This is a genomic window from Ruminococcus sp. BSD2780120874_150323_B10 (genome assembly GCF_015553695.1).
GTDB lineage: Bacteria > Bacillota > Clostridia > Oscillospirales > Acutalibacteraceae > Ruminococcoides > Ruminococcoides intestinale_A.
This window is the reverse complement of the sequence record NZ_JADNHD010000014.1, coordinates 48,683-63,651: the sequence shown is the minus strand read 5'-3', so window position 1 is coordinate 63,651 and position 14,969 is coordinate 48,683. Positions and strand designations below refer to the sequence as shown.

General features: G+C 35.8%; 14 protein-coding genes. 9 read left to right on the top strand and 5 right to left on the bottom strand.

Features of this window, described 5'->3' with window-relative positions; genetic code table 11:
* Positions 1-259: 259 nt before the first annotated feature.
* A complete protein-coding gene (locus tag I2E21_RS09625; RefSeq protein WP_022235276.1) occupies positions 260-2,074 on the bottom strand; it encodes a HAMP domain-containing sensor histidine kinase in 1,815 nt (604 codons plus the stop codon).
* A gap of 2 nt (positions 2,075-2,076) precedes the next feature.
* Positions 2,077-2,751: a response regulator transcription factor gene (locus I2E21_RS09620; protein WP_195411193.1), complete on the bottom strand. Its 675-nt coding sequence runs from the start codon at positions 2,749-2,751 to the stop codon at positions 2,077-2,079.
* 118 nt (positions 2,752-2,869) lie between these two features.
* Between I2E21_RS09620 and I2E21_RS09615 the strand changes: the two genes are divergently transcribed.
* The 3 genes from I2E21_RS09615 to I2E21_RS09605 all read left to right on the top strand — a co-directional run bounded on the left by I2E21_RS09615 (position 2,870) and on the right by I2E21_RS09605 (position 5,454).
* Positions 2,870-3,475 carry a M48 family metallopeptidase gene (locus I2E21_RS09615; RefSeq protein ID WP_022235278.1) on the top strand — a complete coding sequence of 202 codons (606 nt, stop codon included), beginning with the start codon at positions 2,870-2,872 and terminating at the stop codon, positions 3,473-3,475.
* Between the two features lie 73 nt (positions 3,476-3,548).
* Positions 3,549-4,226, top strand: coding sequence for a response regulator transcription factor (locus I2E21_RS09610; RefSeq protein ID WP_022235279.1), 678 nt, complete (start codon positions 3,549-3,551; stop codon positions 4,224-4,226).
* Positions 4,219-5,454, top strand: coding sequence for a HAMP domain-containing sensor histidine kinase (locus tag I2E21_RS09605; RefSeq protein ID WP_195411192.1), 1,236 nt, complete (start codon positions 4,219-4,221; stop codon positions 5,452-5,454). The genes I2E21_RS09610 and I2E21_RS09605 overlap by 8 nt, the downstream gene beginning before the upstream one ends.
* A 145-nt stretch (positions 5,455-5,599) precedes the next feature.
* On the opposite strand, the gene I2E21_RS09600 is transcribed toward I2E21_RS09605, so the two are convergent.
* The 3 genes from I2E21_RS09600 to I2E21_RS09590 all read right to left on the bottom strand — a co-directional run bounded on the left by I2E21_RS09600 (position 5,600) and on the right by I2E21_RS09590 (position 7,421).
* Complete coding sequence (locus I2E21_RS09600; protein WP_195411191.1) at positions 5,600-5,923, bottom strand: GIY-YIG nuclease family protein; 324 nt, start codon at positions 5,921-5,923, stop codon at positions 5,600-5,602.
* A gap of 84 nt (positions 5,924-6,007) precedes the next feature.
* Positions 6,008-6,724, bottom strand: coding sequence for a queuosine precursor transporter (locus I2E21_RS09595; RefSeq protein WP_195411190.1), 717 nt, complete (start codon positions 6,722-6,724; stop codon positions 6,008-6,010).
* Position 6,725: 1 nt separating this feature from the next.
* Positions 6,726-7,421, bottom strand: coding sequence for a radical SAM protein (locus I2E21_RS09590; RefSeq protein WP_195411189.1), 696 nt, complete (start codon positions 7,419-7,421; stop codon positions 6,726-6,728).
* A gap of 300 nt (positions 7,422-7,721) precedes the next feature.
* Between I2E21_RS09590 and I2E21_RS09585 the strand changes: the two genes are divergently transcribed.
* The 6 genes from I2E21_RS09585 (at position 7,722) to I2E21_RS09560 (ending at position 14,823) form a co-directional block, all read left to right on the top strand.
* Positions 7,722-8,732, top strand: a complete 1,011-nt coding sequence (locus I2E21_RS09585) for a hypothetical protein (protein WP_022235284.1) — start codon at positions 7,722-7,724, stop codon at positions 8,730-8,732.
* 82 nt (positions 8,733-8,814) lie between these two features.
* Positions 8,815-9,732, top strand: a complete 918-nt coding sequence (locus I2E21_RS09580) for a YihY/virulence factor BrkB family protein (RefSeq protein ID WP_022235285.1) — start codon at positions 8,815-8,817, stop codon at positions 9,730-9,732.
* Positions 9,733-9,784: 52 nt separating this feature from the next.
* Positions 9,785-10,498: a hypothetical protein gene (locus I2E21_RS09575; RefSeq protein ID WP_195411188.1), complete on the top strand. Its 714-nt coding sequence runs from the start codon at positions 9,785-9,787 to the stop codon at positions 10,496-10,498.
* Between the two features lie 154 nt (positions 10,499-10,652).
* Complete coding sequence (locus tag I2E21_RS09570) at positions 10,653-11,150, top strand: MarR family transcriptional regulator (RefSeq protein WP_243240619.1); 498 nt, start codon at positions 10,653-10,655, stop codon at positions 11,148-11,150.
* A 20-nt stretch (positions 11,151-11,170) separates the two neighbouring features.
* Positions 11,171-12,919 carry an ABC transporter ATP-binding protein gene (locus I2E21_RS09565; RefSeq protein ID WP_195411187.1) on the top strand — a complete coding sequence of 583 codons (1,749 nt, stop codon included), beginning with the start codon at positions 11,171-11,173 and terminating at the stop codon, positions 12,917-12,919.
* Entirely contained in the window at positions 12,919-14,823 is a 1,905-nt protein-coding gene (locus I2E21_RS09560; RefSeq protein WP_022235289.1) for an ABC transporter ATP-binding protein, read from the top strand. Before I2E21_RS09565 ends, I2E21_RS09560 begins: the two co-directional genes overlap by 1 nt.
* The last annotated feature ends 146 nt before the right edge of the window (positions 14,824-14,969 follow it).

Here is a 14,969-nt window from a genome sequence, read left to right as displayed (position 1 = left end):
GCCTTAGTTGCATAACAAAAGCGTAGCAGCTAAAAGCCACTACGCTTTCAAATCTAACTTTTGGGGGTCACCACATTATGTGCAGAGCGGTTTTTATATGAAAGTTTAGTAATTATGGTTTAGCAAATTGATTTGCAAATCAATTATAAAAGTTTGGTAAACCTTTAAAAAGGCTTGACCTGAATTTTTTAATTATTCCGCTTAACTTGTGCGTTAAACCATAATTTATTAAGATTATCGGCAAATTAAAGACAAAACCTTAAATATAAAATCCGATAATCAATCTGCCGCCCGAATATTCGGTATACGGCTTTATTCTATGCAGTTTAAGAATATGCTTTACTATGGAAAGTCCTATACCTGTGCCACGCACCTCTTCGTCTTTTTCCAAACGGTTATACGGTTTCCATATCTTTTTTAAATCCTTTTTAGAAATTTCATCACATTCGTTTGAAATATTGAAATTATTATTTGCAAAGGATATTTTAATATCGGAATTATCTTTTGAGTATTTAACAGCATTCTCAATCAGATTTTCAAACAAAAGCTCCATAAGTTCTTTGTCTGCAAAAATTTCCTTGTCATCTGCAGTTACGATAATATTTTTACTTGAAATATTATTGTATTTATTCGCAATATTTTCAAGTTCTGTTTTAATATTGAACGATTTTATATTAAGTTTTGCAGAGTCGGATTCGAGTTTTGAAAAATTCAGCATTTTATGCACGAGTATATCCATTTCGTTTGCCTGTTCCTGAATAACATTTATGTAATGTTGCTTTGTAAGGTAGCCGCTTTCTTCTCGCAGATTTTCAGAAAAACCGTTAATAACGCATAGTGGAGTTTTGAGATTATGCGCTACCGCATTGGTCATTGCAATGCGTTGCTGTTCACGAATTGCTCTGCCGGTAATGTTTTTCCACACAATAAGTATGAGCATAGTTCCGATTACAATAAAGAAAACAAGGATAATGCAGTTGCCGATTATCAGTGTAGGCATACTTTCCTTTAGAGGCTCGTATTTTTGATAGCTTATAATTTTGCATTGCTTTTGTTCATATGCAGTTAAATCATTCTCTGTTATTACTTCGCCCTCATGATAATTGCTTGCCAAAACATAGTTGGGGTTTGTGTGTTCGATTTGTGTGTATATAAATGAAAAATTATCTTGTGGAATATATGTTTCGTAATTTTCATCATCTAATGAATTGCTTTCGCTGAATTTTTTTAATTCGTTTTCTTTGCCGCCGTTTATGAAAAAGTCCTTAGTGACTTCGTTCTTTGACATTTTTCCGACAGACAGTATAGGCCCGATTTGTACTGGTAGCGAGTATAAATCGTCCTCGCTTTCTATTTGATATTTTTTGTAGTTTTCTTCATCTTCTTTTTGAATTTCTTTCATCTTGCTTATTTTTTCAGATGAAAGGTCAAAATATTCTATATGCTTGTCCTGCGCATACCATACATTGTTTTCATTTGTGAGCAAAATCTCTAACCTTATCGGTATCATTTCCTCGCTGCTTGCCTCGCTGAAAATATCAATCGCATATTGATTGACAGATAAAATGTAATAGTTGCCGTTTTCGTCAGGCTCTGTATTTAGATAATCGCATATTTTATTATACTGCTCATCAGTCATACTGTTTCTAAGTGTAAAATAGTCAAGATAATTTCCTAGCCCGTAATTGTAAGTTGCTCTTGAATCGGCTGTGAAATAATCTAAACTTGTATAGTAGTTTTCCGTTTTAATGTATAATTTATTTGCATTGTCTACCGAAAGATTATAGTAGTCATTTTTAAGAATTACATATGTACTGTTTTCATCTGTGTCTGAGTAATTGTGAAGATGTCCGACAACGAATGAATTGACTTCGCCGAAATTGGTTATATCAATGTAATTTGCATTATCTATAATGTTGTTAGCTTTTAGCTCTGCCTGATACTTGTCAATTTCTTTTGTGGAATTATATGTAAGATACGAGAAAGTACCCATTGCAAGCAGGCAGATAAGCAAAACTATTGCGACAATGCTTATAAGTATTTTACGGTTTTCTTTTTTTTGCTTTTTATTCATAATTATTCCTCAATTTTGTAACCTCTGCCGATTACCGTCTTAATCAGCTTTGAGTTATCTTTTAATGCTTTTCGGAGATTTTTTATATGCGTGTCAAGTACACGAATGTCAACATTAGAGTCATAGCCCCAAAGCTTGTCTATCAGTTTTGTTCTGGAGATTACAATATTTTTGTTCTCTAAAAGAAATTTAAGTATTTTGTATTCTTTAGCTGTCAAATCAACTTCGTCACCGTCGGAAATTACGATTCCGTTGTTTGGATTCAGTGTAAGAGTTCCTGCCGTAAGTACAGAGGAACGCACAAGTCCCTTTGACCGTTTGATAAGAGCCTTTACCTTTTCAAAAAGAACAGGCAGGGCAAAAGGTTTAATTATGTAATCGTCACATCCGAGGGCATAGCCGTTAAGCACATCTTCTTCGTTTACCCGTGCGGTAATGAACATAATAGGCACATCGCTGTATCGTCTGACCTCTTTACAGATAGAAAATCCGTCCATTTTGGGCAGGTTTACATCGAGCAGAAGTAAATCATATGGATTTTCGTATGCCATTTGCAGTCCGACTTCTCCGTTTGCCGCAACAGAAACAGGAAAGTTTCCTTTGCCTTTGTTAGAAAAATATTCAACAACCATTTCTCTTATGTTTTTGTCATCTTCTACAAGAAGTATTTTGTACATTGCAATCACCATATATAAAGTAACTTTTTTATTTGTATTTTGTGTGAAGAATAATATTTAATAATAATTTTATACCAAAAAAATTTTATTTGCAACAGCTTGCTAAGCAGGTACGGTTATGCTAAAATTTGTGTATAATAAAGGAATGATGAAAATGAAGATAGGCGAATATAATGTTGAGGTAAGACGAAGCAAAAGAAAAAGCGCAACAATAAAAATAACTGCTGATATGCAAATTGTTGTATTTGTACCTCTGTATGTCAGCGACAATGAAATTGAAAAAATGGTAATTTCAAAATCAAAATGGATAGATAAGCATATGCTGAAAGTACAAAGTACAATTGACGAAAGAAGTAAACTTGAAAAAATAACATTTGAACAAGTAAAAGAGCTTGCGGATCAGGCAGTTGAGTATATTCCAAAGAGAGTTAAATATTATGCCGAAAAAGAAAATTTTGTTTATAATAAAATAACAATTAAAAATCTTGTGTCAAGGTGGGGGAGCTGTTCAACTAAGGGTAATCTTAATTTTAACTGCCTGCTTATGCTCACGCCGGACTATGTAATTGATTATATTGTTGTGCACGAACTTTGTCACCTGCGTGAAATGAATCACTCTGAAAAATTCTGGGCAGAGGTAGAAAAAATTATGCCCGACTACCAAAGAGCCGAACTTTGGCTAAAGCAGAACGGTGGAAATTTAATTTCCCGAATGAGAGGGTAATACAGGTAATTTAAACTAATCTTAAGGTTTTGACTGTATAATTAAAAAAACGATAATGAGTGGAGGAATAAGTGTGAGATTATTACTCGCAGAAGACGAAAAGGAGCTTTCAAATGCACTGGTTGTAATATTAAAACACAGTAATTATTCCGTTGACGCTGTTTATAACGGACAAGACGCCCTTGATTACATAACAAACGGCGATTATGACGGTGTGGTGCTTGACATAATGATGCCGAAAATGGACGGAATTACAGTTCTTAGAAAGCTAAGAGAAAGCGGAAATTCCGTTCCTGTTTTACTTCTTACCGCAAAATCGGAGATTGACGACAGAGTAACGGGACTTGACAGCGGTGCTGACGATTATCTTACCAAGCCGTTTGCCACAAAAGAACTTCTTGCGAGAATCAGAGCAATGACAAGACGAAAAGGGGAGAATACAGGCTTGTTGCTTAACTGCGGAAACATTTCGCTTAACCGCAGTACCTTTGAAGTTTCATCTCCAAAAGCAACACTAAGACTTGCAAATAAGGAATTTCAGATGCTTGAAATGCTTATGTCAAACGAAGGTATGATAATTTCTACCGAAAGATTTATGGAGAAAATATGGGGATATGATACCGAAACAAATCAAAATGTTGTGTGGGTGTATGTTTCTTATCTTCGTAAAAAACTTGCGGCACTTGATGCTAATGTTACAATAAAGGCAGTACGCAACCGTGGCTATGCGTTGGAGGCTGTAAATGATTAAAAAATTAAGACGGCATTTTATTCTTATAACGCTTATTTCTATAGCGTTGGTGCTTGGTGTGATGATGTCTGCCATAAATATTGAAAACTATCACAGCGTGAATATCAAAGCCGATGAAAAATTATCGGTAATTGCTGACAATGACGGTACTTTTCCTAAAAAAAACGGAGAAAAGGCGTACGAACCGCTTGACTATAAAATGCTTGAAAAGAAAATGACGGCAGAAGCTCCTTTTGACACAAGATATTTTACCGTAAAAGTTACAGATAAAAATACAATTGTTTCTGTAAACACAGGTATGATTGCGGCGGTTTCCACCGAAAAGGCTATAAATTATACTAATCAGCTTACCGAAAAGAACAAGACAAGCGGATTTATTGATAATTACAAATACACTTGCGTTGATACCCATGACGGAAAAATGTACATTTTTCTTGATTGTGAAAGAGAACTATCTACTTTTTATAATTTTCTGATTGTTAGCATTCTTGCAAGCGTTGGCGGAATTATTCTTGTGTATCTGCTTGTGCTCGTTTTTTCAAAAATAGTTTTCAAACCTGTTGCAGAAAGCTACGAAAAGCAAAAGCAATTTATTACAGACGCAAGTCATGAGATAAAAACTCCGCTTACCATTATAGACGCATCGACCGAGATTATTGAAATGGAAAACGGCGAGAATGAGTGGACCGAAAGTATTAAAAATCAGGTAAAGAGGCTGACCGCTTTAACGGAAAAACTTGTTTTTCTTTCACGAATGGACGAGGAAAGCACAAAACTTATTATGCTTGATTTTTCAATTTCCGATGCCGTACTTGAGATTGCACAAGGTTTTGAGGCAGTTGCGACTTCTCAAGGTAAAACACTTAACCTTGACATAGACAATAACTTGAGCTATTGCGGAGATGAAACAACAATCAGACAGCTTGTTTCATTATTGATTGATAACGCTATGAAATATTCCGATGAAAACGGAAAAATCACAGTTTCTTTAAAATCAAACGGAAAAAGCCGTGTTATTACCGTTACAAACAGTGTTGATAAAATTGAAAAAGGAAAGCATGACGAACTGTTTGAAAGATTCTATCGTGCCGATTCGTCAAGAAATTCCGAAACAGGAGGTCACGGTATCGGACTTTCGGTAGTAAAAGCAATAGCTAATGCCCATAAAGGCAAGGCAGCTTGCTATAGCAATGACGAAAATTCAATTACTTTTAAGATTACATTGTAAATAAGTTACTGTCTTTAATCATTAAAAAACTTGACCTAAGATTTAAATTATTTTGTTTAAACCTGTTATACTAAACTATAATTTACTTAACTTTTATAAAGCTGATAAAAAATAAAAGCCCGACTTCGATGGTCGGACTTTTTGCTTAGTTTACGGAATTTAATTTTATATCGGAATAATTATAATTTTCAATCGGAAGTTTATCTTTTAATACATCAAGGCTTTTTAAGGATATGATTTCTTCTTTTTGCTTTTTGGTAAGATGTTTAATATGGTATTCAAGTTTAGAGGCTGTGGCTCGGTTTTCGCTTATCCACAGCGATTCGAGTTTTTTAGCTTTATGAGTGCGGGTGTATTTTGCACATTTTTCATTTTGCAAAAAATGCTCGTTCATTCTTTTTTCTATATCCGAGGCAATACCTGTATAAAGGGTATTGTCGCAACACCGCAGTATGTATGTGTAGTACATAAAATCACCTGTAAAATTATAGCATATTCGCATAGCTTTTTGCAATAAAAATCCTGACAATTCAAATGAACTGTCAGGAAAGTTTTATGCTTTTTCGGCTTTTGCATTAAGCTTTTTATCATGAATTTTTCTTGCAATATAAACGAACGGGGTATCGAGCAAACTTGTGAAAATATAGATAACATAGCTTGAAATGAAAATTGAAATAAGTGTCGGAATATCGTATGTGCCCCAGAAAGCGAATGCTGTGAAAAGAGCAGTGTTAAGAATCTGACTGATAAGTGTTGAACCGTTATTTCTAAGCCACAAAAATCTGCGTTTGCTGCCAAACCTCTTTTCTGTAAAATTCCACCATTTATGGTAAAGCCAAACATCAAACATCTGGCTTACGGCATATACAACAAGAGATGCAAGAATCATTCGTGGTGTGTTTGAGAACACTGCTTTTATTGACGGCATAATTGTATCTGTTGCGCTTGGTGTATAAAGCATCCAGCTTTGCGAAAGCACAAGGAAGAATATTGAACAGAATATACCGGCATATACGGCGGTTTGTGCGGCTTTTTTGCCTTCACATTCCGACAAAATATCGGTTATCAAAAATGTTACGGCAAAAAGAACATTACCAAGTGTTTGTTCCATTCCGAATGCGTTTATCATTATTGTAACTTCAATATTTGCAAGAATAGTTGCAATTACAGATATACAATAAAGTCCTGTTTTTCCAAAAAATTTGTATCCTAAAAGTGCTGCACCGTAAATAAATACTACGGAACATATAAGTATAAGTTCGTTTGGCATATCAGTCACCCACTCCAAAATCAGTATTGTTAATTAAAATATCGGCTCTGTCGTTATCCTTATATATAGGATAAATTTCTTTTATAAAAGCCTTTATAAGTTCTTTATCGGGTTTTACGCTTGTGGAATTTTCGCACATTATATTAATGCAAATTCGTTCAAAATATTTGAGTCCAAGTTCAATATCGTTTCTTATAGACTCAACGGTCTGACCTTTAATTCCAAAAAGGAAATTAGCTTCATCGAAATTTTCAGAGATTTTTTCGGGATTTTTTTCTTTGATTCCCTTTTTAAGCACATTCTCTCTGAAATCATAATCAAAGGTTTCAAGACCGAGTTTCATTTTAAGCGTAAAGTCGGAAAACTCTTTTCTCAAATCAGCAATTCTGTTGTTGTAAAGATAGTGCGACTCAAAATGAATTGTGTGGATATTCTTTTGTTTGCAAACCTTTTTTATAAGCTCGACGGTATTTTTGTCAAGTTCAAACACCGACCCCGAGTTTATTACTTCAAGGTTTTGATAGATGCCTGTTACATTTTCAAGCACCTTGCTGTTCAGCCTGAAATTTTCTTCTTCATTTTTACAGCTGTCACTGTAATAGTCGCAGAATGTGCATTTGGTATAAACACACCCACTGCCACGCAGAAGGACAATTTCACGACTGTTTTTTTTGTGAATTATACTGTACCTTTCCATAAATTTGGCATAAAAAAACACCCACAGGGGGTGTACGGACACAGTAAGTCCTATGCCTTTCCTCCTTAGTTTTGATTGAGCAAGCCCCTTTTGGTTAATTGCTCGAGCAGGATGGTTACGAACTGCTTGACTAATATGTTATCACAATAGAGGCTTTTTGTCAAATTATCAAGAAAAATATATTTAATAGCAATTATACTTGAATTTATAAGCAAAATTGTATATAATTTATATGGCAAATGATAATATGAAATTGTCGTTTGTTGATAAATATTTTATGAAGTTTTGAAAGGTGAAAAAATGAGAGGATTTAGTTTTTATGGAGATACTACTGACAGATTTCCGTTTAGCGGAAAAGAAATGCAGCAGTATCAGGAGCAGGTAAAGCGTATTCGCAGTAATCACAGACTTACGGTGCTTTCTTTTGTACTGTTGGTACTTGCAATAGTCGAAACTATGTTTTTTGTTACGGTTCAGTTAATGCTTAAAAGTTCGGAGTATGTCGGTTTGCTCGTCGTAATTCTTGAGGCTCTTACATTAATAATTGTTGCCGCCACAGTACATGGATACAGAAAAATGTCAATTGACTTGCGTTCGGTTGATTTAGCGGTTCTGATAATAGCGGAATTGCTGTTTGGTTTTTCCGAATTTATGATGTATGTATACAAACAGCCGTTTTATATGTATGTCATTGCAGGCATATCATTTGTACTGATTTTGTATATTCTGCTTTTTGTTAAGGCAAAAATAAAAGAAAGAGTTACTTTTGCCGCTCTGCCGCTTGTAATGCTTGTTGCGGCAGGTTTTTTGAGTATAAATACATCAATATTTACGGTAAGATATGTCTATCTTTCTTCCGATGGTTATTATAATGATGTGAGCAATAATGATATGGCTCATTTTTACTACACAGAGTCTGTTAATGTAACAAACTTTTCAAAGCTCCCGTCATACGGCACAAAAGGAATATACAGTATGAGCGAGTATGAAAATTTTTGCAACTCTTACAAAGGTTCGGTAAATATGAGTGAATTGCTTAATTTCAGCCGCAACTACAGTGACGGATTTTTTAACAGCAATTGCCTTTATGTTGCTCCTGTTGAGCTTGAATCGTCGGCAGACAGAGTCAGCTTTAGGGGACTTAGCTATGCAATCAGTTCGCAGGTTCCGTGTGTTCAATATCAGAAATCAAAGGACAGCAATCAATCAAAGGGCGTTTGTCTTATGCTTATTGAAGTACCTCTAAAAGATGACGAAAAAATCAATAACATAGTAGAACTTAAAACCGATAGCGTGATTATGGCTCGATAATTTTTTAAAATCAGATTAAATCAGTCCTAAGTGTCATATAAATACATTACATTATATCTACTCATAAAACAGGAGATTTGCTATGAAAGCAGTAAAAAAAGCTTTTGCTTTTTATGATAAAATAATGAAAAAATATGATCCTATAATAAGCAAATGTATTCACGATAATATTTTTGCCATAGCCGGACAGTCTGCTTTTTTTATTGTGCTTTCATCTGTTCCTTTGTTAGCGTTTTGTTTGTCGATTCTGCAAGGCTTGCATATATCGACTTCGTTTATTGAACAGGCGCTGCAAAGTGTATTTACAGATGTATTTCTTACACAGATAAAGTATTTTTTAACCGAAACATATCAGAATACTATCGGAATTTCTTTTGTTTCAATTGTGGTTACATTGTGGTCTGCATCGCAGGGAATACATGCAATCACTAACGGACTTAACAGAGTTTATGATGCATATGAAAACCGTATGTGGATAGTTTTGCGCTTTCGTGCAATGTTTTATACTGTTATTTTCTTTATATTAATGTCTGCGTCGTTGGTAATAATTGCTCTCGGTTCATATCTTGACGATTGGATCCAACCGTTTATAAGCAGTTTACCAAACATAATTACAGCAATTTTCAGATCAAGATATTTACTTGTATTTTTAATTCTGACTTTTACTTTTGCGTCTATATACAGGAATTTCCCGTGTATTTCCAAAGAGCAGAAAAAGGAATATAATTTTAAATCTCAACTTCCGGGTGCGGTTTTGTGTACAATTTCGTGGTTTGTATTGGCTCTCGGAATCTCAATATATGTAAAAAGTTTTAACGGCTTTTCTGTTTACGGCGTAATTACAGGTCTTGCTATCATAATGGTTTTGCTGTATTTTTTAATGCTGCTGTTAATGATATGTGCTGAAATAAATTATGTTTATCACGACACTATAAAGAAATTTTCATTTAAAAAATTAGTTTCACTGATAAAACGGAAAGTTAAAAGGAAAAGTAAATAATAAGTGTGTTAAAGCGCCTTTTTGAGTTATACTAACTCAGGAGGTGCTTTTTATGTTAAAAAAATTTACCTGTACGGCACTTGCTGTTTTAATATTGATTTCCGGTATGATATGCGTATCTGCAACTTCAAAGGCAGATTTTTCACTTGAAAATGCCAAAGAATACTTTACACTTATGAACGGATGTTCAAGGACCGCTCTGAAAAATTATAATGACGAAGATACTGTAGACGCAATTGTATATTGCGGTCTTGATTTAAGCAGTCCGAAAATAATGTTTTATTTATCAATGTTTTATATTGCAAATGATATTGATACGGAAAAAATAACCGCAGACCCCGCATATTGTACACAGATAATCGGTAATCTTAACGCATATCTTGAGAAAAAAGGTATTGTAAACGGCAAGTCGGACGAGTTTTTCAGTAATTATAAAAATGAAATTTCACAGAATAAACTCAGGTTTTCAACGGTAGGCGCATACACTTTTAAGGCTAAAAAAACCGTAGTGCAAAAAATGCTTGATGACGGCAATACGGATTTTGTGATTGTGGGAACAGGATTTATGCTGAAAGAGTGCGATGTAAATGCCGACGGTAAAATTAACGATAACGATGTTAAAACAGTGCAGAATTTGAGTGCGGATATTATTAAAACAGAATGTTCTGATGAAGAAAAATTTGTGTTATATTCGGCAGATTTAGATGATAACGGAAAAATTAATATAAATGACGCTACAGCGCTACAACAAAAAATGACAGCGTAAAGCTGTCTTACATAAAATTAAAATTAGTTCTTGACAAATAAAAACAAAAAGACTATAATGTTATAAAAGTTCGGTATCAAACAATTTAATATATAACAGTTTTATACCGAACTTATATTGAGTTACGATTCGGAGGTGTTTTTTAGTGTGTGATATGTTTGGGGAGGACGAAAAATTAAATGCGGATACAGAGAAAAATTTTGAAAAGGATTGCCATATGTGTGACGCAATAGGTCACGAAATTAAGGCGGTAAACCACCTTATGCACAGGAAAATGCTTGAAAGTGCGGCAAAAAACGGTGTGGATAAGGTAACGATTATGCACGGCTGGATAATAGCGTATCTTTACAATAATCAGGACAACGATATTTTCCAGAAAAATCTTGAAAGCGAGTTTTCAATTTCACGCTCATCCGTAACTAATATTTTACAGCTTATGGAAAAAAAGGGGTACATAAAGAGAGAGTCTGTTGAAAATGATGCAAGACTTAAAAAAATTGTGCTTACCGAAAAGGGAATGAGCATAAAAAGCTCGATAGATAAAGCAATTATATCTAACGAGCAGGAATTTGACAGTATTTTTACACCCGAAGAAAAGCAAACCTTTTTGTTTTTAATACGAAAACTTAAGGCAGGCATTTCGGGACAATAATATGGTAAAGGAGAAAAAGTATGATAAAAACTTTATCAAAACAGATTAAGGGATTTGTAAAAGAATCTGTACTGACGCCTGTTTTTATGATACTTGAGGTTGTTTTTGAAACGCTTATCCCGCTTCTTATGGCCTCAATTATTGATGACGGTATCAACAAAGGCGATATGAATCATATTCTCTTTGTCGGAGGAGGAATGGTTCTTTGTGCTATCGGCGGACTTATCTGCGGTATTCTCGGCGGCAGCTTCGGTGCAAAGGCATCAGCCGGTTTTGCACGAAATCTTCGCCGCTCAATGTTTGCGAATATTCAGACATTTTCGTTTTCAAACATTGATAAATACTCAACCGCAGGTCTTGTTACAAGACTTACTACCGATGTAACCAACTTACAAAATGCGTATCAGATGATACTCAGAATGTGTATGCGTGCACCGACAAGCCTTATTTGTGCAATGGTTATGGCATTTATAATCAACGCAAAACTTGCAAGTGTGTACCTCGTTGCAATTATTTTTCTTGCGATTGTTCTTGCTTCCCTTATGAAATTTACTATGAAATACTTTAATCAGGTATTTAAAAAGTACGATGATTTGAACGCAAGCGTTCAGGAGAATGTATCTGGTATCAGAGTAGTAAAGGCTTTCGTTCGTGAGGATCACGAAACCAAAAAATTCTCAAAAGCCGCAAACAACCTTTACAAACTTTTTGTTAAGGCTGAAAACTGTATGGTATCTGTAACGCCTATAATGCAGCTTACCGTTTATGCTTGTATCATTGCAATAAGCTGGTTTGGCGCAAATATGATTGTCGGTTCAACACTTACAACAGGTGAGCTTACAAGTATGCTTACATATTGTATGAACATTCTTATGTCACTTATGATGCTCGGTATGGTATTTGTAATGATTACTATGAGTGCCGCAAGTGCAAAGCGTGTAGCAGGTGTTCTCAACGAGAAGAGTAACCTTACAAACGGCGAAAATCCTGTTAAAAATGTGCCTGACGGCAGTATTGAATTTAAAGATGTATATTTCAGTTATAACAAAACAGGCGCAGAACCTGTACTTGACGATATTAACTTAAAGATCAAGTCAGGCGAAACAGTCGGTATCATTGGCGGTACGGGCAGCTCTAAAACAAGTCTTGTAAACCTTATCGGCAGACTTTACGATGTAACAAGCGGTGAAGTTCTTGTCGGCGGCAGAAATGTTAAAGAGTATGACCTTGAAAAGCTCCGTGACGAGGTATCTGTAGTTCTTCAGTCAAATGTACTTTTCAGCGGTACAATTTTAGATAACCTCCGTTGGGGTAACGAAAACGCAACGGAAGAGGAATGTGTAAATGCCTGCAAACTTGCGTGCGCTGATGATTTTATTCAGACATTCCCCGAAAAGTATAATACATTTATTGAGCGTGGCGGTACTAATGTATCGGGCGGTCAGAAACAGCGTATCTGTATTGCGAGAGCATTACTTAAAAAGCCTAAAATTCTTATTCTTGACGACTCTACAAGTGCGGTCGATACAGCAACGGATGCAAAGATAAGAAAGGCTTTTGCAGAGGAAATTCCTAATACAACAAAGCTTATTATTTCACAGAGAATTTCAAGTGTTCAGAATGCCGATAAGATTATAGTTCTTGATAACGGTAAAATCAGCGGCGTAGGCTCACACGATGAACTCTTGAATAAAAATGATATTTACACCGAAATTTATGAGGCCCAAACTAAGGGCAGCGGTGACTTTGACGCAAAGGGGGAGATGTAATGCCGGGTCCTATGGGTGGCAGAAGACGCCAGATGGGTGCAAAACCTAAGGTTAAAAATCCGGGTAAAATTCTCGGAAGAATTTTAGGATATACCTTTAAGAATTATAAAATTCATATGATAATCGTGTTTATCTGTATTATCGTAAGTGTTCTTGCTAATGTTCAGGGTACTTTGTTTATTCAGTCGCTTATTGATGATTACATCACTCCGCTTATGAATACAAGTTCGCCTGATTTTACTCCCTTGCTTTTCGCAATAGCAAGAGTAGCAGGTTTTTACTTGCTCGGTGCTGCTTCAACTTTTGCGTATTCAAAACTTATGGTTTATGTAACACAGGGTACAATGCGTAATTTGAGAATTGATATTTTCTCACATATGGAGAGTTTGCCGATTAAATTCTTCGATACTCATTCTCACGGCGATATTATGTCGGTTTATACAAATGATATTGATACCCTCCGTCAGATGATTAGCCAGAGTATGGTTCAGCTTTTCTCAAGTACAATTACAATCGTATCTGTAATTGTAAGTATGATTTCAATCAGTATTCCGCTTACACTTCTTACACTTGTTATGGTTGCGGTAATGTTTATTGTATCGGGCAAAATCGGCGGCAAGAGCAGTAAATATTTTACGGCTCAACAGGATGACCTCGGCAAGGTAAACGGCTACATTGAAGAAATGATGAACGGTCAGAAAGTTGTAAAGGTATTTAATCACGAGGGTAAGGCTGTTGAAGAATTTAACGAACTCAACGATAAACTTTTTGACAGCGCATATAATGCAAATAAATTTGCAAATATTCTTATGCCTATCAATGCACAGCTCGGTAATATCAGCTATGTGCTTTGCGCAATAGTCGGCGGTGTGCTTGCTTTTAATCACTTTGCAGGACTTACACTTGGCGGACTTGTGGCATTTATGACATTTAACAAAAATTTCAGTCAGCCAATTAATCAGATCAGTATGCAGCTCAACAGCATTATTATGGCTCTTGCAGGTGCAGACAGAATTTTCAAACTTCTTGACGAAAAACCTGAAGAGGACGACGGATATGTAAATCTTGTCAATGCTAAAATTGTTGACGGCAAAATCGAACCGTCTGAAGAGAGAACAGGTGTGTGGGCTTGGAAACATACTCACAGCGAGGACGGCACAACAGAGTACCGTCAGCTCAAGGGCGACCTTGTAATGGACGATGTTGACTTTGGTTATACCGATGATAAAATGGTTCTCCATAATATTGACCTTTATGCAAAGCCGGGTCAGAAGATAGCATTTGTCGGCTCAACAGGCGCAGGCAAAACTACAATTACTAACCTTATCAACAGATTTTACGATATTCAGGACGGTAAAATCCGTTATGACGGCATAAATATCAATAAGATTAAGAAAGCTGACTTAAGACGCTCTCTCGGTATTGTATTGCAGGAAACGCATCTTTTCACAGATACAGTAATGGAAAATATCCGTTACGGCAGACTTGACGCTACCGATGAAGAAGTTATTGCGGCGGCTAAACTTGCCAACGCAGACAGCTTTATCCGTAAACTTCCGCACGGATACGATACGGTTCTTACAGGTGACGGCGGAAACCTTAGCCAGGGACAACGCCAAATGCTTGCAATCGCAAGAGCCGCAGTTGCCAATCCGCCTGCACTTATTCTTGACGAGGCAACAAGTTCAATTGATACCCGTACAGAAAAGATTGTACAGGACGGTATGGATAAGCTGATGAAGGGCAGAACAACATTTGTAATTGCTCACAGACTTTCAACCGTAAGAAATTCAGATTGTATTATTGTTCTTGAGCATGGCAGAATTATAGAAAAGGGCACACACGAACAGCTTATAGAGCAGAAGGGTAAGTATTATCAGCTCTATACGGGTAAAACAGCTTAAGGATAGTTAAACACTTTATAATATAGCGCCGACCGATACATAAAAACTGTATCGGTCGGCGTTTTTTAGTAAATATTAGGTTCATCACGATTTTTTGTGGGATGGTGAACGGACAGAAGGAATAGAAAGATAGCGAATCAAGGTGA